Source organism: Streptomyces sp. NBC_00385, from assembly GCF_035917155.1.
Lineage (GTDB): Bacteria > Actinomycetota > Actinomycetes > Streptomycetales > Streptomycetaceae > Streptomyces > Streptomyces poriferorum.
The window spans coordinates 2,096,075-2,119,981 of record NZ_CP107951.1 but is presented as its reverse complement, the minus strand read 5'-3'; the positions used below and the strand labels follow the sequence as shown (position 1 = coordinate 2,119,981).

Below are 23,907 nucleotides of genomic sequence, written 5' to 3'. Positions count from 1 at the left end.
GGAGGCGGTTTCCATTTCCCCCGCTTCCGGTTCAGCCCCACCCGTGCACGATCAGCGACAGCCCCGCCGCGAACCCGCCGCCCAGCAGCGCCAGGTAGCGGCCGTACTGGCGGCGGTGGCGGCGCAGCAGGAGGCCGAAGCCCGCGAAGGCGAGGCCCACCGTCAGGGTGCGGGAGCCCCGGGCCGCCGCCGACGCGGCGAGCCAGTCGAGCGCGGGCACGTCGGCGCGGCCCGCCTCGGCGCCGTACACCTTGAACGGGATGCCGTTCCACGGCTGGTGACGCACCGCGGACGCGCCCTCGACCGCCAGCTCGTGCCGGACCTCGGCGCGCATCCGGTCCGTCGTCAGGGGGGCGGGCACGTGGACGCCCGCCGAAGCCAGGTGCAGTGCCAGCAGGCCGCCCGCCAGGCTGCCGGCCAGCGCGCCCAGGGACATCCTCAGGGCCGCGCGCGGCACCGCCACGCACACCGCGCCCAGCAGCAGCTCCGGCATCAGCGGCCAGCTCAGCGCCTCCGCGAACGCCCAGCAGAACGCCAGCGGCACACCCCAGCGCGAAGTGACGACCGCTGCGATCCGCCGTCGCGTCGCTGAGTCCTTCAACGGTTCGGCGACCGTACGCGCGTGCAGCGCCACCACCGCGTCGCGAGCCTCCTCCGGGGACACGGCCGACGGCAGCGGCTCACCGATGGTCACCCGGACCAGCGCCGAACGCAGCCGCCCGTGCTTGGGCAGCAGCCGGTCCGTGCCCGCGATCCCTACCGGAACCACCGGGACCCCCGCCTCCTCGGCCAGGACCAGCGCGCCCCGGTGGAAGGAGCCCAGTGCGCCGTCCTGGGCCCGGGTGCCCTCGGGGAACAGCACGACCGCGCGGCCCGCCCGCAGCTCACCGGCCATCGTGAGCAGGTCCTCCATACCGCCGCCGCCCCGCCGCACGGGGAAGCCGGACGCCAGCCTGCGGCAGATCCGCCGCCGCCAGGGGGAGGCGAACCAGTAGTCGGCCGCCGCCCCGATCGCCGGGCTGTGCCGGGCGTCGAGCGCCGCGAGGAGGGCCGCGGTGTCCGCGTGCGAGGAGTGGTTGGCGACCACCACACAGCCGCCGCGCGGCAGCCGGCCACGCCGTTCGACCCCGCCGGTGAGGCTGAGCACGCCCCACCACAGTCCGCGCCGGAGTGCGGCGCCGAGACGGGAGCGGCGCGGGAGCACGGCTCGGGCCGGGATGTTCAGGAGCGTACTCATCGCGTCATCACCGTCGCCAGGAGAAGGGCCACCAGCAGGGAGTCGATCCGGTCGAGCAGGCCGCCGAAGCCGGGCAGCCAGCTGCCCGCGTCCTTGACCCCCGACTCGCGCTTGACCATGGACTCGATCAGATCGCCGAGCACACAGCCGCCGATCACCGCCGCCCACAGGGGGAGACTGAACTCGCCGAGCACGAGCAGGAGTCCGGCCGTCGCGACGGCCGCGCCCAGCACGCCCGCCCAGGTCTTGTTGGGGGAGAGCGGCGACAGCGGCCGGGCGAGCGGGCCGCGCCGGCCCAGCGCCGTACCGCCGCACCAGGCGCCGACATCGCCCAGCGCCACCGCGAGGCCGACCGCCACGGCCGTCTCGCCGAGCGTCACCAGACCGGTGAGCGCGACGGGGATCCACAGCAGCCCGAACGCGGTCCTGGCGGTGCGGGTGAAGCCCGAGCGGTCGTCCCCGGCCAGGACGGACGGCAGCGCCGCCGCGACCAGCAGGAGCGCCGCCATCCGCAGGTCCAGGAGGTCCGGAGCCAGCCAGGCCAGCGCCGGGAGGACGACCGCGGCGGCCGCCAGCACCACATGGTCGCCGCGCTTCAGCCCCGCCATCCGGACGAACTCGCTCGCCGCGATCACCCCGAGCCCCGCGGCCAGCGCGTACGTACCGCCGCCGCCCAGGAAGTACGCCCCCAGGAAGACGGGCGCGACCAGCGCCCAGGTCCGCCAGCGCCTGCGGAGTTCGGCCCGCATCCGCACCTTCGAGGGAAGGACCGCGACCGCGACCCCGCCCGCCCCCAGCACACCCGCGACCAGCGGCACCGCCCGGGCGGCCGCCTCCTCGGCGATCAGTACGGCGCTCATGCCAGTTCCTTCCACAGCCCGGCCAGCCGGAGCGCCGCCGTGAGCAGCGAGCCGACGGCGATCACGATCAGCACCGGTACGGTCCAGCCGCTCGCCGCGGCGACCACGACCAGCAGGCAGCGCTCGGTCTTGCCGACCGGCCCGCCGTTGCGCCGGGGAGCCCCGGCCGCCGCTCCGGCCAGCGACACCCAGGACGGCAGCGTCGCCGCGAGCGCGGCGACGGCCACCAGCCACAGCGGGGCGAGCGCCAGGAAACCCGCCAGGACGACCAGGTCCGCGACACGGTCGCCGAGCTCGTTGAGCACCGCGCCGCGCCGGGTCGTGCGGCCCGTGTCCCGAGCCAGTGCCCCGTCCAGGTTGGCGAAGGCGAGCCGGGCCGCGAGCAGTACGGCGACCGGAAGCGCGGCGATTCCGGTGGGCAGCCAGGCGAGCGCGGCTGCGCCGCCGGCCGCGGCGACGACGCCGGCGGCGGTGAGGGTGTCGGGCGACACCTCACGGCGGACCAGCGAGGCGCGGAGACCGGAGAGCCGGTCCGCGTACCAGGGCTTGAGAGCGTAGAGGCCGTTCATGGGACCAACTCTTGTCCGCCGCACAGTCTTTCGACACGGTCCGGGTACTCACCTGCCGGCTGAGTACCTGGTGGGGGTGGTGCCTGGGAGGCTGGGGAGCATGACCGACCCGACCCTGCACACCGCGCACACCTGCCGGCTGGCCCCGGCCGCCCTCGACGAGATCCACGCCTTCCTGGACACGGCGTTCGCGGGCGCGTTCAGCGAGGACGACTGGGACCACACGCTCGGCGGCATCCACGTCCGCGTGCGCGATGCGAGCGGGCTGCTCGCGCACGGCAGCGTCGTGCAGCGGCGGGTGGTCCACGCGGGCCGCTCCCGCCGGGTCGGTTACGTCGAGGGCGTCGCCGTCCGCGCCGGCCGGCGGCGGGAGGGGCTCGGCGGGCAGGTCATGGCCGCGCTGGAAGAGGTCGTCGACGGGGCGTACGCCTTCGGGGCCCTGTCCGCGTCGGCCGCCGGAGCCGCCCTGTACGCCGGACGCGGCTGGACGGTGTGGCCGGGGCGGATCGCGGTGCAGGGGCCGCAGGGGGTGGAGCGGCTGGCGGAGGAGGAGGGCAGCACGTACGTCCGGGGGGTCGGAGGTGCCGCGGTTCCGTCGGGCGGGGCGCCCGCCGCCGAGGTGCTGGTCTTCGACTGGCGGGACGGGGACGTGCTGTGAGGTTCCGCGTCCTCAGCGGCCGGACGGGCTCTCCGCGCCGGTACGGATCGGCATCTTGCCGGTGTTCTCGCCGCGCAGCATTCCCAGGAAGCCGTCCACGGTCCGCTCGAAGCCGTCGACGACCGTCACGTCGGGGGTGATCCGGCCGCTCCGCGGATGCGGGACGAGGAGAGCCGCCAACTCGCCCTGCGCGTCCGCGTGGTTGCGGACCCGTACGCCTTCGAGGCGCAGGCTCTTCCCCACCACGTCGAAGAGGTTGCGCGGGGCGGCGGGCGGCCGGGTGACGGAGTGGTACTGGGCGATGGCGTCGACCCAGGTGATCCGGCCGTGGTCGCGGAGCGCCGAGATCGCGGCCTCCAGATGGTCGCCGCCCACGTGGTCGACGGCGGCGTCGATGCCGTCCGGGGCGGCCTTCGCCAGGAGTTCGCCGACGGGCCCGTCGTGGTAGTCGAAGGCCGCGTCGAAACCGAGTTCACCGGTCAGCCGGGCGACCTTGGCGGCCGAGCCCGCGCTGCCGACGATCCGTCCGGCGCAGGCGGCCGTCTCCCACGCGATCCGGACCAGCGACGGCAGGATCGGGGCGGTCCTCTTCGACCGCGGCCGGAAGGGCGCCCGGCCCACCGCCGCGGGTGCGAGCACCGTCGCGCACGCCCGGCGCGTGCTGCGGGCTGCTGGAGGTCAGGGGCTCCGAGGCGCGAGCGGCGACGGCCGGACCCGGGGGAGAAGGAGTGCCGGCCGGGCCCGCTGCGGATCGCGGCCTTCCGCGGCGCCGCGCTGCGTCTGCTGCCGCCCGCCCTGGAACGGCTCCGGGACCGCTGCCCGGGGATCGAGCCGAGGGTGCGGGTGGTCCGGGAAGTGGGACGGGGGACCGCCGTGAGGTTTCGCCGGGAAAATCCAGTCCTGGGCGGCCCACCACGCCGGGTGTCCGAGGTGCAGCTCTCCGCCCAGTCGAGCAGCGGGAGCGTCCGCGGCGCCGGATGCCCGGCCGGGTGCACCAGGGCCTACGCCTCTTCCCGCAGCACTCCCCCGACCAGTTCCTTCGGTACGGGGGAACTCCCGCCGATCGTCGCGATCCCCAGATCCGCACGGCCGTCCAGGCACGGTGGAGGCCGAGGACGACGGAGCGGTGCTCTCGATGGTGGCCCGTGGTCCGGGCATGGCGATCATGCCCGAACTGTCCCTGGAAGGAGCACCGGACACCGTGGCGATCACCGCTCTCGGGCCGGAGCGGCCGACGCGTTCAGTGGGCCACGTCACCACCCCTGAGCTGGGACGATCGCTCGCCGTCCGGGCCCTCATCGGGGAGCTGAGAGTGAGCGGGGGGTGAGGCGGCGTAAACCTCCGTCTCAGATAGTAGGAAGTCCGAGTAATTGTGGAGACAGACCGGCACGGCTGCCTTAGCTTTGTAGAAGCCGAACGTCTCGCTAGATCAAGCGACTGGCGGTCGTGAGCGCGCGCCCCGAAGCAGGCAACCCCTGCGGCGCCTGCTCCCCGCCCCTTCCGGCACCTCGAAATCCCTGATCTCGACATCACGTTCACGATTTTTCGATCTCGAAATCCTCGCGATCTCAAGGAGTCGATCCACCATGGCCGAGACCACTGTCCGCCGCCGCGTCCGTCACACCCACCGCCCGACCGAGTCGGAGCGGCAGAATGCCGCCGCCGCCCTGCAGCGCGCGCTGGACCGCAGGGACAACGGCGGCTCCACCGGTCACTGAACCGGAGCCGTTCTCCAGCCGGCGGCACTCAGCCGCGACCGGTCCCGGAACTGCCGGCCTGTCAGCCGCGGCTGATCTCGAAGTGGTCGATGCGCTCGCCCGACTCGGCGAGCGCGGTGACCTTCATCCGTGCGTCGCGCCCGGTCTCCACCTCCACCGCGAGGAACGAGAAGCCGGTGTAACGCACCCGCGACCACTCCACGGTCTCGACGGCCTTTCCGCCGCCCTTGGCCACGTGGTACGTGTCCACGCTGTCCCGGTCCGCGACATGGCCCTCATAGCTGTCGGGCACGGGGAAGTCGTACAGCGCCTTGCCCGCGCCGCCCGCGGTGACGTACACGATGCCGTCCCGCGTCGGGTCGGTGCGTTCGCCGATCGGGACCTTGCGCTGGACCGCGTTCTTCAGGATCGCGTCGGTGCGCTCGTAGACGTGGTTGTGCCCGTTGATGACCAGGTCCACCTGGTGCTTCTCGAAGAGCGGCACCCAGGCCTCGCGCACCCCTCCGTCCGAGGCGTGCGCGTTCGTCGTGGAGAAGGCGCAGTGGTGGAAGAAGACCACCAGGAAGTCGATGTCGTGGCGGGCCCGCAGTTCGCCCAGCCGCCGGTCCAGCCAGCGGGACTGCTTGCCGGCGCTGATGCCGAAGTTGGCGGGGATCTCGTACGAGACGTCGTTGGCGTCGAGCGCGATCACGCCCACGTTGCCGTGCACGAAGGAGTACGCGCCGGGCTGGTTCACCGGGTCCGGGCCGTTGTCCGGCAGGGTCCAGCGGGCGTTCTGCCCGCCGTAGCCGTCCGGCGAGTACCAGGCCTCCATGTCGTGGTTGCCGGTCGTCACCATCCACGGCACGGTCTTCGAGACCGTCTCGGTCTGGGCCAGGAACTGGTCCCAGGTGCGCGCGTCGTACGTGTCGCTCGTCTGGCCGGAGCCCGACGGGTCGGCGTAGCAGATGTCGCCCGCGTGCAGGTGGAAGGCCGGGTTCTGGCCCAGGATGAGCTGGTCGTTGCCGAGCGCGTGGTAGCTGACGCCCTGGTCGCCGAAGGCGGTGAAGGTGAACTTCGCTGCGTGCGAGGGCGCCGTGGTGAAGGTGCCGAGCGTGCCCAGGTTGCGGGGGTCGGCCGGGTCGAAGCCGTCGTGGCCGACGCCGTAGTAGTACGTCGTGCCGGGCTTGAGCCGCTCCAGGGCCGCGTGTACGTAGAACTGCTCGGCGGCCGCGATCCTGCCGTCATTCAGCAGCGGCGTGGTGAGGTGGCGCACCTCGGCGTCGATCTTCCGGCTCAGCGCCCACGGCTTGAGGCCGATCCGGATGTACGGGCGGCGCACCGCGAACGGGACCTGCCAGGAGACCGTCATCCGCGTCTTCGGGTATGCGCCGTAGGCCAGGTGCCGGCCGAACGGTGCGACCAGCGAACCGTCCACCCGGGTGGAGCTGTGCGAGGTGATCACCGACGGTGCCGCGTACGCGGGGGAGGAGGCGAGTGAGGTGCCGAGGCCCGCGCCGGCCACGGCCGCGGTCGCCACACCCGTACGCAGCACACCGCGTCGCGTCAGCCGGGTGCGGAGGTAGTCGTGCTGCTCGGCCATGCTCATGCGGTCGGCGAGCTTCTCGGGGATGCCGAAGCGGGGGATGTCCATGGGCGCCAACCTCCACCCGCCCGCTGACGGCATTCCGTCGAGTAGGTGAACGGTACACGTACAGCTGCCCATGTGTCCGTATAGTGGACGTGACATGTCATGGGGTGGGACGCGCAGTATCGTGCCGGACATGGCACCCAGCATCAATCTCGCAGTGATCCCTGGTGACGGCATCGGCCAGGAGGTCGTGGCCCAGGGACTCAAGGTCCTCAACGCTGTTCTCCCGCAGGATGTGAAGCTGGAGACCAAGCAGTACGACCTCGGCGCCCAGCGCTGGCACCGCACCGGTGAAACCCTCCCGGACGCGGAGCTGGAGGCCCTCAAGGGCCACGACGCCATCCTGCTCGGTGCGATCGGCGACCCGTCCGTGCCCTCCGGCGTGCTGGAGCGCGGGCTGCTGCTGAAGCTGCGCTTCGCCTTCGACCACTACATCAACCTGCGGCCGTCGAAGCTGTTCCCGAACACCGACACCCCGCTGGCCGGCCGTCCGGACATCGACTTCGTCGTCGTCCGCGAGGGCACCGAGGGCCCGTACACCGGCAATGGCGGTTCGCTGCGCACCGGTACGGAGCACGAGGTCGCCACCGAGGTCAGCCTCAACACCGCCTTCGGTGTCGAGCGCGTCGTCCGTGACGCCTTCGAGCGCGCAGCCGCCCGGCCGCGCAAGAAGCTGACGCTGGTCCACAAGAACAACGTCCTCGTCTACGCGGGCCACCTGTGGAAGAACACCTTCGACAAGGTGGCGGCCGAGTACCCCCAGGTCACCACCGACTACCTGCACGTCGACGCCGCGACGATCTTCTTCGTCACCCAGCCGGAGCGCTTCGACGTCATCGTCACCGACAACCTCTTCGGTGACATCCTCACCGACCTCGCCGCGGCCGTCTCCGGCGGTATCGGCCTGGCCGCCTCCGGCAACATCAACCCGACGGGTGCCTTCCCGTCGATGTTCGAGCCGGTTCACGGTTCTGCCCCCGACATCGCGGGCCAGGGCAAGGCCGACCCGACCGCCACGATCCTCTCCGTCGCCCTCCTGCTGCGCCACCTCGGCTACGAGGCCCAGGCCGTGCGCATCGAGGAAGCCGTCTCCGCCGACCTCGCGGAGCGCGACGGGACCACCCGCACGACCGACGAGATCGGCGACGCGCTCGCGGTACGCGTAGCGGGCTGATCCGACGACTCCTTTACGAAGCCGCCGGGTCGCACACGCACCCGGCGGCTTCTCCTGTGCGGCCCCGGGTGTCACCATCGAACCCTGGACCGCATTCACGTCATTTCGTGCACGGCCTCCCGCGAGAGATAATCGAACGGGACCGTGGCCTGCCGCGAAGCTCGGACGTCCTAGCACCTGTCCGGCAGGAGCTGGCGTGGGCGTGGTCCTACACACACAAACCGGTGAAGGACACGCACTCATGACGACGCCCACGATCGAGCTCAAGCCCTCCTCGAACCCGCTGTCCGACGCGGAGCGCGAGGCGATCCTGGTCAAGCCCGGATTCGGCCGCTACTTCACCGACCACATGGTGACGATCAAGTGGACCGAAGGCCGCGGCTGGCACGACGCCCAGCTCGTCCCGTACGCGCCGCTGTCGATCGACCCCGCCAACATGACGCTGCACTACGGCCAGGAGATCTTCGAGGGGCTCAAGGCCTACCGCCAGCCCGACGGTACGGTCGCCACCTTCCGCCCCGAGGCCAACGCGGAGCGCTTCCAGCGCTCCGCGAACCGGCTGGCCATGCCGGAGCTGCCCGTCGAGACGTTCGTCGCGGCCTGCGACGCGCTCGTCCGGCAGGACGCGGCCTGGGTTCCGGAGCACGGCGGCGAGGAGTCGCTGTACCTGCGGCCCTTCATGATCGCGACGGAGGTCGGGCTCGGGGTCCGCCCGTCCAACGAGTACCTCTTCCTGGTCATCGCCTCGCCGGCCGGCGCGTACTTCCCCGGCGGGGTGAAGCCCGTCTCCATCTGGCTCTCCGAGGACCGCGTGCGCGCCGTCCCCGGCGGCATGGGCGACGCCAAGACCGGCGGCAACTACGCCGCGTCCCTCCTGGCCCAGGCCGAGGCCGCCGCCAAGGGCTGCGACCAGGTCGCCTACCTCGACGCCGTCGAGCACAAGTGGGTCGAGGAGCTCGGCGGTATGAACCTGTACTTCGTGTACGGGAACAAGATCGTCACCCCCGCCCTGACCGGCTCCCTGCTCGCGGGCATCACGCGTGACTCGCTGCTCAAGCTCGCCGGGGACCTCGGCTACGAGCCCGAGGAGAGCCGCGTCTCCATCGACCAGTGGCGCGACGACACCGCGAACGGCACCCTCACCGAGGTCTTCGCCTGCGGCACCGCCGCCGTCATCACGCCCGTCGGCGTCGTGAAGAGCGCGGGCGGCGAGTGGACCCAGGGCGACGGCACGCCGGGCCCGGTCACCCTGCGGCTGCGCGAGCGCCTGCTGGACATCCAGCGCGGCACAGCCGAGGACGCCCACGGCTGGATGCACCCGCTCGGCTAGTCACACAGCCTCGGCTAAGGGCTGTCCCGCAATTCCTGGCGGGCGCACGACGACAGCTACGGCACCTCGCCGCGTTGTCGAAACACCCGAATACATCCAGTATGCGGGCGCCTCTCCGCCTTGCGATGCACCGCATCTGACGCCGCGCGCTGATCCACCAGGAATTGCGGGACAGCCCTTAGTCACACAGCGCCGCAAACAGAAGGGCCGCGTCCGCCGGGCGCGGTCCTTTTTTGCGCGTCATCTTTAGAGCGTCACTCAAACTTGACTGCGGAAAGGGGTTCCTCTCTTTTTGCTGCGTGGTTAGAGTGCTGCTCAAACACCGCTCGACCATGAGGTGCCCCGCCATGCGACTGACCCCGACCGAGCGCGACCGGCTGCTGCTGTTCGGCGCCGCCGAGCTGGCCCGCGCCCGCCGGGCCCGCGGTCTGAAGCTGAACGTCCCCGAGGCCACCGCCCTGATCGCGGACACCGTCTGCGAGGCCGCCCGCGACGGACGCCGGCTCGCCGAGGCGATCGAGGCCGCCCGCAGCGTACTGGGCCCGGACGACGTGCTGCCCGGGGTCGCCGACGTCGTCACCGAAGTCCATGTGGAGGCCGTCTTCGACGACGGATCGCGGCTCGCCGTGGTCTCCCGGCCCCTGGGTGAGGGCCTCGGGGACGAGGCGCCCGGAGCCGTGGTCCCCGGACCCGCCACGCCGGAACCGGAGCCCGCGGTGCGGCTGACCGTCCGCAACACCGCGACCGTCCCGGTCTCCGTGACCTCGCACTTCCACTTCTTCGAGGCCAACCCGCGGCTCGAATTCGACCGGGCGCAGGCGTACGGGATGCGGCTCTGCGTGCCCGCGGGCTCCTCCGTCCGCTTCGGGCCCGGTGAATCGGCGGAGGCGGGCCTGGTGCCCATCGGCGGCGACCGCGTCGCGATCGGGTTCGCCGGACTGGTCGACGGACCGCTCGACGCGCCCGGCGCGCGCGAGGAGGCGCTGCGGCGCGCGGCAGCCTGCGGATACCTGGGGGCGGCGCGATGAGCATCGACCCGTACGAGTACGCCGCCGTACACGGCCCGCGCGCCGGTGACCGGGTCAGGCTCGGCGACTCCGGGCTGACCGTCCGGGTCGAGTCGGACGCCCAGAAGCCGGGCGACGAGTTCCTCGCCGGATTCGGCAAGACCGCCCGCGACGGCCTCCACCTCAAGGCCGCCGCCGTCCGGGAGACCTGCGACGTGGTGATCAGCAACGTGCTGGTCATCGACGCCGTGCTGGGCATCCGGAAGGTGTCGGTCGGTATCCGCGAGGGCCGGATCTCCGCGATCGGCAGGGCCGGGAACCCGGACACCCTCGACGGGGTGGACGTCGTCGTCGGCACGGGCACGTCCATCGTGTCCGGCGAGGGCATGATCGCCACGGCCGGCGCCGTCGACACCCATGTCCACCTGCTCTCGCCGCGCATCATGGAGGCCTCGCTCGCCTCCGGCGTGACCACGGTCATCGGCCAGGAGTTCGGTCCGGTCTGGGGCGTCGGCGTCAACTCGCCGTGGGCCCTGCGCCACGCCTTCAACGCCTTCGACGCCTGGCCGGTCAACATCGGCTTCCTGGGCCGCGGTTCCTCCTCCCACGAGGCGCCGCTCGTCGAGGCGCTCGCCGAGGGCGGGGCCTGCGGCTTCAAGGTCCACGAGGACATGGGCGCCCACACCCGCGCCCTGGACACCGCGCTGCGCGTCGCCGAGGAGTACGACGTCCAGGTGGCCCTGCACAGTGACGGGCTGAACGAGTGCCTGTCCGTCGAGGACACCCTGCGCGTCCTGGAGGGGCGCACCATCCACGCCTTCCACATCGAGGGCTGCGGCGGCGGCCACGTCCCGAACGTCCTCAAGATGGCCGGGGTGCCGAACGTCATCGGCTCCTCCACCAACCCCACGCTCCCCTTCGGCCGGGACGCGGTCGCCGAGCACTACGGGATGATCGTCTCCGTCCACGACCTGAAGACGGACCTGCCGGGCGACGCCGCCATGGCCCGGGACCGGATCAGGGCCGGCACGATGGGTGCCGAGGACGTGCTGCACGACCTCGGGGCCATCGGGATCACCTCGTCCGACGCGCAGGGCATGGGACGGGCCGGTGAGACCGTCCGCCGCACCTTCGCCATGGCCGGGAAGATGAAGGCCGAACTCGGCCCGATGGACGGCGACGGGCCGGGCGACGACAACGCCCGGGTGCTGCGCTACATGGCCAAGCTCACCATCAACCCGGCCATCGCCCACGGCCTCGCGCACGAGATCGGCTCCATCGAGACCGGGAAGCTCGCCGACATCGTGCTGTGGCGGCCCGAGTTCTTCGGCGCGAAGCCGCAGCTCGTCCTGAAGTCGGGCTTCCCCGCCTACGGCGTCACCGGCGACCCCAACGCCGCTACCGACACCTGTGAACCCCTCGTCCTGGGACCGCAGTTCGGCGCCTACGGGGCGACCGCAGCCGATCTCTCCGTCGCCTTCGTCTCGCAGGCCGCCACCCAGCTGGGCGCGGACGCCATGCCGACCCGCAGACGACGTGTCGGCGTCCGGGGCACACGCGGAATCGGCCCCGCCGACCTGCGCCTCAACTCCCGTACCGGCACGGTCGACGTGGACGGACACAGCGGTCTCGTCACCCTGGACGGTGACCCGCTCAGCTCCGGACCCGCCGACTCGGTCTCCCTCAACCGGCTCTACTTCCTGTAAGGACCCGCGCTCCCGTGACCTTCCGCATGCCGCCCGAATGGGCCCCGCACGAACGCACCTGGATGGCCTGGCCCGGCCCCAACCCCACCTTCGCCTCCGACGCCGAACTCGACGAGGCCCGCAGCGCCTGGGCCGCCGTCGCCCACGCCGTCCGCCGCTTCGAACCCGTGACGATGGTCGTCGGCCCCGGCCAGGAGGACGGTGCCCGCGCCCTGCTCGGCCCGGACATCGAGCTCGCGGTGCGCCCGCTCGACGATGCCTGGATGCGTGACATCGGCCCCACCTTCGTCACCGACGGAAACGAACTGGCAGCCGTCGACTGGACGTTCAACGGCTGGGGCGCCCAGGGCTGGGCCCGCTGGGAGCGCGACCGGCACATCGCCCGTTCCGTCGCCGAGCTCGCCGGCGTCCCCGTGCACGGCTCACCGCTCGTCAACGAGGGCGGCGCGGTCCACGTCGACGGCGAGGGCACCGTCCTGCTCACGGAGACCGTCCAGCTCGGCAAGGAACGCAACCCCGGCTGGAGCCGCGCGGACGTCGAGGCCGAGGTCCACGCGCGCCTCGGCACCCGGAAGGCGATCTGGCTGCCCCGCGGCCTGTCCGGCGACTACGGCACGTACGGCACGCTCGGCCATGTCGACATCGTCGCCGCGTTCGCCCGCCCCGGCACCGTCGTCGCCCACGTCCAGCCGGACCCGGCCCACCCCGACCACGAGATCACCCGGGAGACCGTCCGCATCCTGCGCGCCGCCACCGACGCGAAGGGACGTCCGCTGGAGGTCGTGGAGGTCCTGGCGCCCACCGTGCTTCGGGCCGGCGGGGAGTGGGTCGACTACTCCTACATCAACCACTACCTCTGCAACGGCGGCGTCGTCCTGTGCGCCTTCGGCGACCCGCGCGACGAGCTCGCGGCCGGGATCTTCCGCCGCCTCTTCCCCACCCGTACGGTGACACTCGTCGACGCCCGCGCGATCTTCGCCGGGGGCGGCGGCATCCACTGCATCACCCAGCAACAGCCCAAGGTCTGAACCGTGCCCACCACCCCGCGCAGCCGCAACACCGCCCCGCCCCGCGAGGACGTGCTCGCCGCAGTCATGGCCACCGTCGCCGCTCGCGGCCTCGACGGCCTCACGATGGCAGGGCTCGGCCGCGAGGTCGGCATGAGCAGCGGCCACCTCCTCTACTACTTCCGCACCAAGGACGAGCTGCTGCTCCAGACGCTGGAATGGAGCGAGAACCGGCTCGGGGCCGAGCGGCGCAGCCTGCTGTCCCGGCCCGGCACGGTCCGTGAACGTCTCGACGCGTACATCGCCCTCTACCTCCCCGCCGGCCACCGCGACCCGCACTGGACGCTCTGGCTGGAGGTCTGGAACCGCTCGCGCGACGCCGACGACACCGCCCGCGCCCGGCAGGCCGCGATCGAGGGTGCCTGGCACCGCGACCTGGTGGCGCTTCTCGCCGAGGGCGGCTCGCGCGGCGAGTTCCGCCGGGTCGACGCCGAGCGCTACGCGACCCGGCTGCGCGCTCTGCTGGACGGCTTCAGCGTCCATGTGGCGGTCGGTCTTCCCGGCACCGGGCGGGACCAAGTGCTGGAGCGTGTGGGGGAGTTCATCGAGGAGTCGCTGACCGTGGCCGGCTGACGTCACCCACGCGTGAACGCAACGTACGTAAGTACGCGCGATCGTTGCGCCCTGCACCCTTGTTGGACTTCCCGCAGTTCGGGCACGGTGGCCAACCATGGGACGAGAGCAGTGGAAGAAAATCTGGGTCGGCTCGGCCGGCAACATGGTCGAGTGGTTCGACTGGTTCGTGTACGCGACCTTCGCGGTGTACTTCGCGGACTCGTTCTTCCCCGAAGGCAACGAGACCGCCAACCTCATGAACACCATGGGCATCTTCGCCGTCGGCTTCTTCATGCGGCCGGTCGGCGGCTGGTTGCTCGGCAGGATCGGTGACCGCAGGGGCCGCAAGGCCGCGCTGACCCTGACCGTCATCCTGATGTCGGCCTCCGCGGTGCTGATCGCGATCGCGCCGACCTACGACGTCGCCGGTTACGGCGGCGTCGCCGTGCTGATGGTGGCCCGGCTGCTCCAGGGACTGTCCGTCGGCGGCGAGTACGCGGCCAGCGCCACCTACCTCACCGAGGCCTCCGCACCCGAGAAGCGCGGCTTCGCCTCCAGCTTCCAGTACGTGTCCATGACCGCCGGACAGCTCGTCGGCCTCGGCCTCCAGATCCTCCTGCAGCGCAACATGTCCGAGGCCGCCCTGCACAGCTGGGGCTGGCGCATCCCGTTCGTCGTCGGCGCGCTCGGCGCGGGCATCGTCTTCTACCTGCGCCGCTCCATGCTGGAGACCGAGGTGTACGCGGAGTCCGGCGCCGCCGAGCAGCAGGACCGCGGCACGCTGAAGGTGCTGTGGCAGCACCGGCGCGAGGCCTTCCTCGTGATGGCGCTCACCATGGGCGGCACCGTCGCCTACTACACCTACACGACCTACCTCACGAAGTTCCTCTCCAAGAGCGCCGGCATGGAGAAGTCCACCGCCTCGCTCGTCAGCTTCTGCGCCCTGTTCGTGTTCATGTGCATCCAGCCGCTGGCCGGGATGCTCTCCGACCGGATCGGCCGCCGGCCGCTGCTCATCACGTTCGCGATCGGCTCGACCTTCCTGACCGTGCCGATCATGACGATGCTCAAGCACGCGGACACCTTCTGGCCCGCGCTCGGCCTCGCGCTCCTCGCGCTGCTCGTGATCACCGGCTACACCTCCATCAACGCCTGTGTGAAGGCCGAGCTCTTCCCGACCGGCATCCGCGCCCTGGGCGTCGGTCTCTCGTACGCCGTCGCCAACGCCCTCTTCGGCGGCACCGCCGAATACGTGGCGCTGTGGTTCAAGAACGCCGGCGCCGAGTCCGGCTTCTACTGGTACGTGGCGGGCTGCGCCGCGGTCTCGCTCGTCGTCTACCTGACCATGCGGGAGACCCGTGACATCGATCTGAACCGGGTCGCCGCCGTGCGGGCCGGGGAGAAGGCGTCGCCCGCCGGGGCGACGAGCGTCACGCCCGCATCCTGAGACGGGCCGGGCACGGAGGCGGTCCTGTGTCAGACTGCTTCCGTGTCCTCGTTCGTCATGATTATTGGCAACAGGCGCGCCGGTCCGCAGTGATCGTCCCGTACCACCATGTACGGCACGGCCACCGTGCCCCAGACCCGCGCGCAGACCTCTCGCACCCGCGAGGGGTTTTTTGTTTTCCGGCCCTCACCACCGGCCGGGACGAGGCACGCGGGATGATGGGGGCAAGTGGAGTCAGATCGTCCGGATCCACTCATCCGACAGGAGTCAGACCAGCATGACCACCAAGGCCAAGCCCACCGACGACAGTTTCCATGTCTTCGACACCACGCTGCGCGACGGTGCCCAGCGTGAAGGCATCAACCTGACGGTCGCGGACAAGCTGACCATCGCCCGGCACCTGGACGATTTCGGCGTCGGTTTCATCGAGGGCGGCTGGCCGGGTGCCAACCCCCGCGACACCGAGTTCTTCGCCCGCGCCCGCCAGGAGATCGAGTTCAGGAACGCCGAGCTGGTCGCCTTCGGCGCGACCCGCAGGGCCGGCGGCAAGGCCGCGGAGGACCCGCAGGTCAAGGCGTTGCTGGAGTCGGGCGCCCCGGTGATCACGCTGGTCGCCAAGTCGCACGACCGCCATGTGGAGCTCGCTCTGCGCACCACGCTGGAGGAGAACCTGGAGATGGTGCGCGACACCGTCTCCCACCTGGTCGCCCAGGGACGCAGGGTCTTCGTCGACTGCGAGCACTTCTTCGACGGCTACCGCGCCAACGCCGAGTACGCCAAGGCCGTCGTCCGGGCCGCGTCCGAGGCCGGCGCCGATGTCGTCATCCTCTGCGACACCAACGGCGGGATGCTCCCGGCCCAGATCCAGGCCGTCGTCGCCACCGTCCTGGCCGACACCGGCGCCCGCCTCGGCATCCACGCCCAGGACGACACCGGCTGCGCCGTCGCCAACACCCTGGCCGCCGTCGACGCGGGTGCCACGCACGTGCAGTGCACCGCCAACGGCTACGGCGAGCGGGTCGGCAACGCCAACCTCTTCCCCGTCGTCGCCGCGCTGGAGCTCAAGTACGGCAAGAAGGTCCTGCCCGAGGGCGCGCTCGCCGACATGACCCGCGTCTCGCACGCCATCGCCGAGGTCGTCAACCTCACGCCCTCCACCCACCAGCCCTACGTCGGCGTCTCGGCCTTCGCGCACAAGGCCGGGCTGCACGCCTCCGCGATCAAGGTCGACCCGGACCTGTACCAGCACATCGACCCCGCGCTGGTCGGCAACACCATGCGGATGCTCGTCTCCGACATGGCGGGCCGCGCCTCCATCGAGCTCAAGAGCGTGGAGCTCGGCATCGACCTCGGCGGCGACCGCGAACTCATCGGCCGCGTCGTCGAGCGGGTCAAGGAGCGTGAGCTCCGGGGCTACACCTACGAGGCGGCCGACGCCTCCTTCGAGCTGCTGCTGCGCGCCGAGGCCGAGGGCCGGGTACGCCGCTACTTCCGCATCGAGTCCTGGCGCGCGATCGTCGAGGACCGCCCCGACGGCACCCACGCCAACGAGGCGACCGTGAAGCTCTGGGCCAAGGGCGAGCGCATCGTCGCGACCGCCGAGGGCAACGGGCCGGTCAACGCGCTCGACCGGGCACTGCGCGTCGCCCTGGAGCGGATCTACCCGCAGCTCGCCAAGCTGGAGCTGATGGACTACAAGGTCCGCATCCTGGAGGGCCGTACCGGCACCGACTCCACCACCCGCGTCCTGATCACCACCGGCGACGGCACCGCCGACTGGTCGACCGTGGGCGTCGCCGAGAACATCATCGCGGCGTCCTGGCAGGCCCTGGAGGACGCGTACACCTTCGGGCTGCTGCGCGCAGGCGTCGAGCCGACGGAGTAGGGCGGGCGCACGGCGGCCGCGGACCGGGCCCGGTCCGCGGCCGCCGTGCACGCGTCCGCTACCCGAGGCGCCACTTCTGGTTGGCCGCCCCCGTGCACGTCCAGATCTGGGTACGGGCCCCGTTCGCCGTCGACTGCTCGGTCACGTCCAGGCACTTGTCCGCGGCGGTGTTGACGACGTCGCCCGTTGAAGCGTTGTACGTCCAGCGCTGCGCCGCGGAACCGTTGCAGGTGTACAGCTGGACCTTCGCCCCGTTCGCCGTCGAGCCCGAGGTCACGTCCAGGCAGGCCCCGAGCGTACGGATCGAGCCGTCGCCCTGGACGGTCCAGCGCTGGTTGGCCGCGCCCGTGCAGTCCCAGAGCTGGACGGGCGTGCCGTCGGCGCCGGTGTTGCCCGTGGCGTCGAGGCACTTGCCGCCCGGGCCGGACAGGGCACCCGACGAGGAGCTCGCACCGGACGGGGTCCCCGACCAGGTGAAGGTCGCCGATGTGCGGGCGGGCAGCGAGTAAGTGAACCTGCTTCCGCCCCAGTTGACCGTCACCTGCTGGGCCGAGCCGCCGCCGTTGTACGCGATCAGCGCCTTCGAGCCGTCCGGGTTGCGCCAGGCGACATTGGGCACGGTCGAACTGGCGGTGGAGGAGATCCGGGAGGCGCCCGGGCGGACGAACTTGGTCAGGTGGCCCATCGTGTAGTACTCGACTGTGTAGTCGACCTGTCCGCTTCTGCTGTCCCCGTTGTGCACGGTGATCAGCCCGTCGCAGGTACCGCAGCCGCCGTTGTGCGGACCGCGGTTCTGGTCCACCGCCAGCGACCACTTGGTCACCGACTTCGCCCAGTTGCGGGTGTAATCGATGATGTTCATCATGTCTTCGCGCTGCTGGTCGGCGATCCAGGTGCCGCCCGAGTGCTCCGTCTGGAACGCGTCCATCGACGGGTACTGGTTGTGCACCGTCGTCTGCTTGGCGATGTCACCGCCGTACCCGTGCCAGGCCACCCCGCCGAAGTTCGGGTGGTTGCGCACCGCCGCGTCGTCCACGGTGGCCGCCGCGTACGCGTCGTAGGTGTCCCAGTTCCAGTCGTGCGCGAGCACCTTGGTGGCCAGACCCGCCGATGCCAGCTTGGGCAGCAGCTCGCTCTTGGTGAAGTAGGCCAGGCCGGAGCCGTTCCAGCTCATCGAGGGATAGCCGCCGCAGCACGTCGGCTCGTTCTGCGCGGTGACGTAGTCGACCGGCACGCCCTGGTCCCGGTAGGCCTGGAGGTACTTCACGAAGTAGTCGGCGTACGCGCCGTAGTTCTCCGCCTTCAGCCAGCCGCCGTTGAGCTGCCCGTTGTCCTTCATCCACGCCGGAGCGGTCCACGGCGACGCCACCGTGGTCAGTGCCGGGTTGAGCTGCCTGGCCTGTTTCGTCAGCGGCAGCACGTCCTCCAGATCGTGTGCGATCGAGAAGTTGGCGAGCGACGGGTCACTCTGCCCGGCGGGCATGTCGTCGTACGTGTAGCCGTACCGCGCCAGGTCCGAGCCGCCCATGGGATTGCGTACGAACGAGAGCCCGATGCCCTCCGTGGGGGAGAACAGCTTCTTCATCGTGGCGTCGCGGGTCGCCTGGCTCAGCGCCCCGCTGCTCTTCATCAGGTACGCCGCGGTGTCGGTGAACGAGGCGCCGCCGCCGGTGAAGGTCTGGTACCGGGTGTTCTCGTCGACGGTGATGTTCGTACCGCCGCCCCCGTTCCCGGCCCCGAACGCGACCGGGGTCTGGGGTTCGAGGCCCCGGGTGACATGCCGGCCGCCTGCGTCGTCCGTGGTGGTCAGGGCGATGTTCACCGTCTCGCCCGCGGCCTGCGCGGTACCGGACGAGAGCCCCGTGAGGCCGGCGGTCGCGAGCACTGCGGCGAGCAGCGCCCTGGCCGCCCTTCCTGAACGGATCATGGCTGATGCCTTCCTCGGCGGGAGCGTGGGGGACGTGCCGTCGGACGAGACGGGAGTGAACTGCTCTTACGTGCCCACGTCAAGAGTTTGCGCGTTCAGGACTTGAACGCAAGCGCCTTCCAGGCCACCTCTGAGATGGGTCCGGACCAATCTCGACGTGAAGTATTGACGGTCGTGTTCCGGCGGGGTTAACTCACGCCACCAACGCCGGTACCGGTTCCGGAACCGGTTGCGGTACCGGTTCCGTTGCCGGTCCGGCTGCTCTGTCCTGCTGTGTCCTGGAGGTCCCCGATGCGTGTCACCATCGCTGATGTCGCCCGCGAGGCCGGCGTCAGCAAGACGACCGTGTCCCGGGTCATCAACACCAAGGGCGAAGTGGACGGTTCGACGGCCGCCCGCGTTCGTGAAGTGATCGCACAGCTCGGCTACGTACCCAGTTCGGGCGCCGTCGGTCTGGCCCGCGGCAGCAGCCGCACGGTCGGCATGCTGGTGCCCTCGCTGACCTGGCCGTGGATGGGCGAGGTGCTTCAAGGTGTCGTCGACACCGTCGAGGCCGCCGACTACGGTCTGTTGCTCTTCACCTGCAACCGCGGGGCCGAGTCCGTGGAGCGCTTCACCAGCCAGGTGTCGGCGCGCGCCTTCGACGGACTGGTCGTGGTCGAACCCGAGAACACCCTCGACCACCTCACCGCACTGCACCGCGCCGGCCTGCCGATCGTGCTGATCGACGATCGCGGCCACCACCCCGAGTTCCCCTCCGTCGTGACCACCAACCACGAAGGAGGCGCGTCGGCCGCCCGTCATCTGCGGGATGCCGGCCGCACCAGGCCCGTCGTCATCACGGGCCCCCAGGACTTCGGCTGCGTACGCGACCGGCTGGAGGGATTCGTCTCCGTCCTGCCCACCGATCTCGTCGTCCGCGGAGACTTCACCGAGCGCTGCGGCCGGCTGGCCGTGGAGGAACTCCTGGCCTCCGGCACGGAGTTCGACTCGGTCTTCGCGCACAACGACATCACCGCGGCAGGCGTGCTGCGGGCCCTGCGCGCCGCGGGGCGGACCGTGCCCGGTGATATCGCGGTGGTCGGATTCGACGACATCCCGATGGCCGAACACACCGAACCGCCCCTGACCACCGTGCGCCAGCCCACCCGGCAGATGGGTGAGACGGCCGCACGGATGCTGCTCTCCCACCTCGGCGGCACACCCGTACCCGACGCACCGCTCGTGCTGCCCACCGAACTGGTCGTGCGCCACTCGGCGCCCTAGCGAAGCGGGGCCCGGCCCCGCGCGCACCCGCAGAACCCGCACCGCACCCGCACCGCCCGTACCCGGCGCGCCGAGCGCTGCCCGTTTCCGGTCTCCCAGACCCGCCAGTCCCTCCTGGAGTCGCCATGTCCGCACGCCGTCACCACACGCTCAGAGCGGTCGCGCTCGCCACCGCGGTGGTCGCGCTCGCCGCCGGATGCTCGTCAGCCAACTCGAACCGCGACAAGAGCGGCAGCGGCGCCACGGGCGTCCTGAACATAGGCAAGCCGGACGGGCCGCAGACGAACAACAGCAACCCGTTCCTGGCCACCTCGGCGGGCGCCACCCTCGGCTACCGCTTCATGATCTACGAGCCGCTGGCGATGGTGAGCCAGATCCGGCCCACCGCCAAGGCCGACCCGTGGCTGGCGACGGACTGGAAGTGGGAGCTCAACTTCACCAAGGTCACCTTCACCCTGAACGACAAGGCCAAGTGGGCCGACGGCAAGCCGCTGACCGCCGAGGACGTGGCGTTCACCTTCAACCTGCTGAAGAAGCACCCGGCGCTCAACGCCGACGGCATCGCGTGGGGCGGGGTCGAGGTCCAGGGCAAGAAGGTCGTCCTGACCTTCGACGACTCGCAGTACGTCAACCAGAACAAGATCATCCAGCAGTACATCGTGCCCAAGCACATCTGGGAAGGCGTCAAGAACCCGGAGACCTGGCCCAACCGCACGCCCGTCGGCTCGGGTCCGTACAAGCTGAAGACGTTCACCCCGCAGACCACCACGCTGACCGCCACGCCCACCTACTGGAAGGGCACGACGAAGGTCAAGGAGCTGCGCTACAGCACCTACAACGACAACAGCGCCGCCACCACCGCGCTGGCCAGCGGCAAGCTGGAGTGGTCGTTCGTCTTCATGCCGAACTACAAGCAGCTGTTCATCTCCAAGGACCCCAAGAACCACAAGCTGTGGTTCCCCTCCGGTCTCGGCATCCACGGCCTGTGGTTCAACACCACCCGCAAGCCGTTCGACAACCCGGCGCTGCGCAAGGCCATGGCGATGGTCGTCGACCGCAGCGCGATCTACACCCAGGCCGAGGCGACGCTCTACCCGGAGATCACCAACCCGACCGGTATCCCGCTGCCCGCCGGTGAGTCCTTCATCGCGCCCGAGTACAAGAGCGCGACCACGAAGCCGGATGTCGAGGGCGCCAAGAAGGTCCTGGAGGAGGCCGGCTTCACGCTCAGCGGCGGTGTGCTGAAGGACCCGAGCGGCAAGGCCGTGAAGCTCACCTTCACCGACCCGGCCGGCTGGAACGACTACATCACCGGCCTCGCGATCATCAAGGACAACATCAAGAAGATCGGCATCGACGCCAAGGTCAAGACGCAGACGGCCGACGCCTGGACCGCCGACGTGGCCAACGGCAACTTCGACGCCACCCTGCACTGGACCAACAGCGGCGCGACCCCGTACGACATGTACCAGAACATCATGGACGGCGCCCTGCTCCAGCCCATCGGCAAGCCTTCCCAGCAAGGCAACTTCGGCCGCTTCAAGAGCACCGAGGCGACCGAGGCGCTGAAGGACTTCGCCAACGCGACCACCGACTCCGCCCGGACCGCCGCGATGAACGCCCTGCAGAAGATCATGGTCGAGCAGGCGCCCATGATTCCCACCGCGGCCGCGCCCATCGGGGCCGAGTACTCCACCAAGAACTGGGTGGGCTGGCCCACCGAGGCCGACCCGTACGCCGACCCGCAGCACACCCAGCGCTCCGCGCTGGAAGTCGTGCTGAAGCTCAAGCCGTCCAAGTAGGACAGGGATCCAGGAACCGGCCATGTCTGAACAGACAGAGAACAACCACGTCGTGCTCGAAGCACGCGGAGTCACCAAACACTTCGCCGTACGGCGCACCAGCCGCGATCTCGTCGCGGGCAGGCGCCGTACCGTCCACGCCGTCGACGACGTCTCGCTGCAACTGCGGCGCGGCACCGTCACGGCACTGGTGGGGGAGTCGGGCTCCGGGAAGTCGACCGTCGCCAGGCTGCTCGCCCAGCTGTATCCGCTCACCGGGGGCGAGATCCACCTGGGCGGCCAGTCGGTGAAGGCCGGACGTGGCCGGTCCTTCCGCAGTTACGTACGCCGGGTCCAGCTCATCTTCCAGGACCCGTTCGCCTCGCTGAACCCGGTGCACACCGTGCGCTACCACCTCACCCGCGCCCTGAAGATCCACGGCCGGGCGGGCAGCGGCGAGGAGGAACTGGAACAGAACCTGACCGCTCTGCTGAACCGTGTCCAGCTGACTCCTCCTCATCAGTACCTGGACAAGTTCCCGCACGAGCTGTCGGGAGGTCAGCGCCAGCGCGTGGCCATCGCCCGCGCGCTCGGCGCCGACCCCCAGGTCCTCCTCGCCGACGAGCCCGTCTCGATGCTGGACGTATCGATCCGGCTCGGGGTGCTCAACCTGCTCAAGGACCTCAAGGACCGCATGCACCTCGCGATCCTCTACATCACCCACGACATCGCGTCGGCCCGCTACTTCGCGGACTCCACGCTCGTCATGTACGCGGGCCGGATCGTCGAGGGCGGCGACAGCGAGACCGTCACCCAGCGCCCCGCCCACCCCTACACCCAACTGCTGATCGCCTCGGCACCCGACCCGGACCGGGTCGTCGACGAGGAGGAGCAGGAGGAGACCGGCAGCGGCGAGCCCCCCTCGCTCATCGATCCGCCGGCCGGCTGCCGGTTCCACCCCCGCTGCCCCAAGGCGATGGAGCGCTGCCGCACCGAACTGCCACCGCGCTTCGACCTGGCGGACGGCCAGTGGGCCGCCTGCTGGCTGTACGACGGGACCGCCGGCCACACGACCACCGACGACCACGAGAAGAAGGAGGCTGCGAAGTGAAGTTCCTGCTCCAACGGCTCGCCTTCTACCTGGTCACCGCGTGGGCCGCGATCACCATCAACTTCCTCATCCCGCGGATGATGCCCGGCGACCCGGTGCAGTCCCTCATGGCACGCTTCCAGGGCCAGCTGGACACCAGCGCCATCGCCTCGCTCCAGGCCCTCTTCGGCCTCGACAAGAACCAGTCCATCTGGCAGCAGTACACCGACTACTGGGGCCACCTGCTCGACGGCGACCTCGGGCTGTCCTTCACCTTCTTCCCGACCCCGGTGAGCGAGGTCATCGCCCAGTCGCTGCCGTGGACGCTCGCGCTCGTCGGCATCACCACGCTGATCAGCTTCGTGCTCGGCACCGGGATCGGGGTCTTCACCGGCTGGCGGCGCGGTTCCTGGATGGACAGCCTGCTGCCCGTCACCACCTTCATCTCCGCCATCCCGTACTTCTGGCTCGGCCTCATCGCCATCTCGCTGTTCGCCGTGAAGTGGCCGCTCTTCCCGGCCGCCGGCGGATACGACAACGCGCTCGTGCCCGCCTTCGACTGGCCGTTCATCTCCAGCGCCCTCTACCACGGCGCCCTGCCGGGCCTCACGATCGTGCTCAGCGCGGTGGCCGGCTGGATCCTCGGCATGCGCAACATGATGGTGACGGTGTCGAGCGAGGACTACGTCATGGTCGCCCAGGCCAAGGGCCTCTCCGAGCGCCGGGTGATGTTCGGGTACGCCGCCCGCAACGCGATCCTTCCCAACATCTCCGGCTTCGCCCTCTCGCTCGGCTTCATCGTCGGCGGCACGCTCCTGGTGGAGATGGTCTTCTCCTACCCGGGCATCGGCTACCAGCTCTTCCAGGGCGTGGGAGCCAAGGACTACCCCCTCATGCAGGGCGTCTTCCTCATCATCACGCTCTCCGTCCTCGCGGCGAACCTCCTCGCCGACGTGCTCTACATGGTCCTCGACCCCCGTACCCGAAGGGAGGCGTAGGG

At 70.7% G+C, this 23,907-nt stretch carries 19 protein-coding genes and 3 pseudogenes; 15 read left to right on the top strand and 7 right to left on the bottom strand.

The features are described 5' to 3' along the window. Positions 1–31: 31 nt before the first annotated feature. The 3 genes from OG959_RS09205 to OG959_RS09195 are packed head-to-tail and all read right to left on the bottom strand — an operon-like array spanning position 32 to position 2,666. Positions 32–1,237 (bottom strand): lysophospholipid acyltransferase family protein, encoded by a 1,206-nt coding sequence (locus OG959_RS09205; protein ID WP_326657714.1) that lies wholly within the window; start codon positions 1,235–1,237, stop codon positions 32–34. Next, the gene (locus OG959_RS09200) at positions 1,234–2,097 is read right to left on the bottom strand and encodes a phosphatidate cytidylyltransferase (RefSeq protein ID WP_326657713.1); all 864 of its coding nucleotides are present in this window, start codon (positions 2,095–2,097) and stop codon (positions 1,234–1,236) included. Before OG959_RS09200 ends, OG959_RS09205 begins: the two co-directional genes overlap by 4 nt. After that, a complete protein-coding gene (locus OG959_RS09195) occupies positions 2,094–2,666 on the bottom strand; it encodes a CDP-alcohol phosphatidyltransferase family protein (protein ID WP_326657712.1) in 573 nt (190 codons plus the stop codon). The genes OG959_RS09200 and OG959_RS09195 overlap by 4 nt, the downstream gene beginning before the upstream one ends. A 100-nt stretch (positions 2,667–2,766) precedes the next feature. Here OG959_RS09195 and OG959_RS09190 point away from each other — a divergent pair, with 100 nt between their 5' ends. Then, positions 2,767–3,324, top strand: a complete 558-nt coding sequence (locus tag OG959_RS09190; protein WP_326657711.1) for a GNAT family N-acetyltransferase — start codon at positions 2,767–2,769, stop codon at positions 3,322–3,324. Positions 3,325–3,336: 12 nt separating this feature from the next. On the opposite strand, the pseudogene OG959_RS09185 reads toward OG959_RS09190, so the two are convergent. Both OG959_RS09185 and OG959_RS09180 read right to left on the bottom strand, forming a co-directional pair. Then, positions 3,337–3,855: pseudogene (locus OG959_RS09185) on the bottom strand (zinc-binding dehydrogenase); the annotation flags it as partial. A 360-nt stretch (positions 3,856–4,215) separates the two neighbouring features. Beyond that, positions 4,216–4,421 (bottom strand): annotated as a pseudogene (locus OG959_RS09180) (LysR family transcriptional regulator); the annotation flags it as partial. On the opposite strand from OG959_RS09180, the pseudogene OG959_RS09175 reads away from it, so the two are divergent. Together OG959_RS09175 and OG959_RS09170 are read left to right on the top strand one after the other, a co-directional pair. Continuing rightward, positions 4,421–4,651 (top strand): annotated as a pseudogene (locus OG959_RS09175) (LysR substrate-binding domain-containing protein); the annotation flags it as partial. The pseudogenes OG959_RS09180 and OG959_RS09175 overlap by 1 nt on opposite strands. 259 nt (positions 4,652–4,910) lie before the next feature. Next, positions 4,911–5,042 carry a hypothetical protein gene (locus OG959_RS09170; RefSeq protein WP_261991728.1) on the top strand — a complete coding sequence of 44 codons (132 nt, stop codon included), beginning with the start codon at positions 4,911–4,913 and terminating at the stop codon, positions 5,040–5,042. Positions 5,043–5,103: 61 nt separating this feature from the next. Here OG959_RS09170 and OG959_RS09165 read toward each other — a convergent pair whose 3' ends face one another. Next, positions 5,104–6,675: a purple acid phosphatase family protein gene (locus OG959_RS09165; RefSeq protein WP_326657709.1), complete on the bottom strand. Its 1,572-nt coding sequence runs from the start codon at positions 6,673–6,675 to the stop codon at positions 5,104–5,106. A gap of 130 nt (positions 6,676–6,805) precedes the next feature. Between OG959_RS09165 and OG959_RS09160 the strand changes: the two genes are divergently transcribed. The 8 genes from OG959_RS09160 to cimA all read left to right on the top strand — a co-directional run bounded on the left by OG959_RS09160 (position 6,806) and on the right by cimA (position 16,843). Further along, positions 6,806–7,846, top strand: a complete 1,041-nt coding sequence (locus OG959_RS09160) for a 3-isopropylmalate dehydrogenase (RefSeq protein WP_326657708.1) — start codon at positions 6,806–6,808, stop codon at positions 7,844–7,846. Positions 7,847–8,087: 241 nt separating this feature from the next. After that, entirely contained in the window at positions 8,088–9,176 is a 1,089-nt protein-coding gene (locus tag OG959_RS09155) for a branched-chain amino acid aminotransferase (RefSeq protein ID WP_326657707.1), read from the top strand. 347 nt (positions 9,177–9,523) lie between these two features. Further along, the gene (gene ureA, locus OG959_RS09150; protein WP_326657706.1) at positions 9,524–10,204 is read left to right on the top strand and encodes an urease subunit gamma; all 681 of its coding nucleotides are present in this window, start codon (positions 9,524–9,526) and stop codon (positions 10,202–10,204) included. Next, entirely contained in the window at positions 10,201–11,889 is a 1,689-nt protein-coding gene (locus OG959_RS09145) for an urease subunit alpha (protein ID WP_326657705.1), read from the top strand. The genes ureA and OG959_RS09145 overlap by 4 nt, the downstream gene beginning before the upstream one ends. 26 nt (positions 11,890–11,915) lie before the next feature. Continuing rightward, a complete protein-coding gene (locus OG959_RS09140) occupies positions 11,916–12,917 on the top strand; it encodes an agmatine deiminase family protein (RefSeq protein ID WP_326666297.1) in 1,002 nt (333 codons plus the stop codon). Positions 12,918–12,920: 3 nt separating this feature from the next. After that, positions 12,921–13,529, top strand: coding sequence for a TetR/AcrR family transcriptional regulator (locus OG959_RS09135; protein ID WP_326657704.1), 609 nt, complete (start codon positions 12,921–12,923; stop codon positions 13,527–13,529). A gap of 97 nt (positions 13,530–13,626) precedes the next feature. Beyond that, positions 13,627–14,958, top strand: a complete 1,332-nt coding sequence (locus OG959_RS09130) for an MFS transporter (RefSeq protein ID WP_326657703.1) — start codon at positions 13,627–13,629, stop codon at positions 14,956–14,958. 277 nt (positions 14,959–15,235) lie between these two features. Further along, positions 15,236–16,843, top strand: a complete 1,608-nt coding sequence (gene cimA, locus OG959_RS09125; RefSeq protein ID WP_326657702.1) for a citramalate synthase — start codon at positions 15,236–15,238, stop codon at positions 16,841–16,843. Positions 16,844–16,901: 58 nt separating this feature from the next. Here the strand turns inward: cimA and OG959_RS09120 are convergent, their stop codons facing one another. Beyond that, complete coding sequence (locus OG959_RS09120; protein ID WP_326657701.1) at positions 16,902–18,770, bottom strand: lectin; 1,869 nt, start codon at positions 18,768–18,770, stop codon at positions 16,902–16,904. 291 nt (positions 18,771–19,061) lie between these two features. On the opposite strand from OG959_RS09120, the gene OG959_RS09115 reads away from it, so the two are divergent. The 4 genes from OG959_RS09115 to OG959_RS09100 all read left to right on the top strand — a co-directional run bounded on the left by OG959_RS09115 (position 19,062) and on the right by OG959_RS09100 (position 23,905). Then, the gene (locus tag OG959_RS09115) at positions 19,062–20,036 is read left to right on the top strand and encodes a LacI family DNA-binding transcriptional regulator (RefSeq protein ID WP_326657700.1); all 975 of its coding nucleotides are present in this window, start codon (positions 19,062–19,064) and stop codon (positions 20,034–20,036) included. Between the two features lie 125 nt (positions 20,037–20,161). Continuing rightward, entirely contained in the window at positions 20,162–21,838 is a 1,677-nt protein-coding gene (locus OG959_RS09110) for an ABC transporter substrate-binding protein (RefSeq protein ID WP_326657699.1), read from the top strand. Positions 21,839–21,860: 22 nt separating this feature from the next. Continuing rightward, a complete protein-coding gene (locus OG959_RS09105) occupies positions 21,861–22,928 on the top strand; it encodes an ABC transporter ATP-binding protein (protein WP_326657698.1) in 1,068 nt (355 codons plus the stop codon). Continuing rightward, the gene (locus OG959_RS09100; RefSeq protein WP_326657697.1) at positions 22,925–23,905 is read left to right on the top strand and encodes an ABC transporter permease; all 981 of its coding nucleotides are present in this window, start codon (positions 22,925–22,927) and stop codon (positions 23,903–23,905) included. Before OG959_RS09105 ends, OG959_RS09100 begins: the two co-directional genes overlap by 4 nt. Positions 23,906–23,907 lie beyond the last annotated feature (2 nt).

Excerpts from the sequence above, each read along its gene's own strand:
- OG959_RS09205 (WP_326657714.1), bottom strand. The coding sequence starts at position 1,237 with ATGAGTACGCTCCTGAACATCCCGGCCCGAGCCGTGCTCCCGCGCCGC.
- OG959_RS09200 (WP_326657713.1), bottom strand. The coding sequence starts at position 2,097 with ATGAGCGCCGTACTGATCGCCGAGGAGGCGGCCGCCCGGGCGGTGCCG.
- OG959_RS09195 (WP_326657712.1), bottom strand. The coding sequence starts at position 2,666 with ATGAACGGCCTCTACGCTCTCAAGCCCTGGTACGCGGACCGGCTCTCC.
- OG959_RS09190 (WP_326657711.1), top strand. The coding sequence starts at position 2,767 with ATGACCGACCCGACCCTGCACACCGCGCACACCTGCCGGCTGGCCCCG.
- OG959_RS09170 (WP_261991728.1), top strand. The coding sequence starts at position 4,911 with ATGGCCGAGACCACTGTCCGCCGCCGCGTCCGTCACACCCACCGCCCG.
- OG959_RS09165 (WP_326657709.1), bottom strand. The coding sequence starts at position 6,675 with ATGGACATCCCCCGCTTCGGCATCCCCGAGAAGCTCGCCGACCGCATG.
- OG959_RS09160 (WP_326657708.1), top strand. The coding sequence starts at position 6,806 with ATGGCACCCAGCATCAATCTCGCAGTGATCCCTGGTGACGGCATCGGC.
- OG959_RS09155 (WP_326657707.1), top strand. The coding sequence starts at position 8,088 with ATGACGACGCCCACGATCGAGCTCAAGCCCTCCTCGAACCCGCTGTCC.
- ureA (WP_326657706.1), top strand. The coding sequence starts at position 9,524 with ATGCGACTGACCCCGACCGAGCGCGACCGGCTGCTGCTGTTCGGCGCC.
- OG959_RS09145 (WP_326657705.1), top strand. The coding sequence starts at position 10,201 with ATGAGCATCGACCCGTACGAGTACGCCGCCGTACACGGCCCGCGCGCC.
- OG959_RS09140 (WP_326666297.1), top strand. The coding sequence starts at position 11,916 with ATGCCGCCCGAATGGGCCCCGCACGAACGCACCTGGATGGCCTGGCCC.
- OG959_RS09130 (WP_326657703.1), top strand. The coding sequence starts at position 13,627 with ATGGGACGAGAGCAGTGGAAGAAAATCTGGGTCGGCTCGGCCGGCAAC.
- cimA (WP_326657702.1), top strand. The coding sequence starts at position 15,236 with ATGACCACCAAGGCCAAGCCCACCGACGACAGTTTCCATGTCTTCGAC.
- OG959_RS09120 (WP_326657701.1), bottom strand. The coding sequence starts at position 18,770 with ATGATCCGTTCAGGAAGGGCGGCCAGGGCGCTGCTCGCCGCAGTGCTC.
- OG959_RS09115 (WP_326657700.1), top strand. The coding sequence starts at position 19,062 with ATGCGTGTCACCATCGCTGATGTCGCCCGCGAGGCCGGCGTCAGCAAG.
- OG959_RS09110 (WP_326657699.1), top strand. The coding sequence starts at position 20,162 with ATGTCCGCACGCCGTCACCACACGCTCAGAGCGGTCGCGCTCGCCACC.
- OG959_RS09105 (WP_326657698.1), top strand. The coding sequence starts at position 21,861 with ATGTCTGAACAGACAGAGAACAACCACGTCGTGCTCGAAGCACGCGGA.